Origin of the sequence: Salmonella sp. SAL4457 (assembly GCF_046548235.1) — a bacterium.
Classification (GTDB): Bacteria; Pseudomonadota; Gammaproteobacteria; order Enterobacterales; family Enterobacteriaceae; genus Salmonella; species Salmonella enterica.
In genome coordinates, this window is record NZ_JBGDZO010001058.1 from 1 (window position 1) to 247 (window position 247).

At 63.2% G+C, this 247-nt stretch carries 1 protein-coding gene; it reads left to right on the forward strand.

The features are described 5' to 3' along the window. Positions 1-247 (forward strand): hypothetical protein (locus ACLJNW_RS27425; RefSeq protein ID WP_410961712.1); only part of this gene is annotated, 247 nt, incomplete at both ends.

Sequence of the window (247 nt, forward strand, 5' to 3'; positions counted from 1 at the left end):
GGCTTCAACAAGTCGCACTCGGCAGCCTACGGCCTGGTCTCCTACCAGACCGCCTGGCTGAAGACCCACTTCCCGGCGCCGTTCATGGCCGCGGTACTCACCGCGGATATGCAGAACACCGACAAGGTGGTGACGCTGATCGAAGAATGCCGGCACATGAAGCTGCGCATCGTGGCGCCGGACGTGAACAACTCCGAGTTCCGCTTCACCGTCGACGACGATGGCCGGATCGTCTATGGCCTGGGCC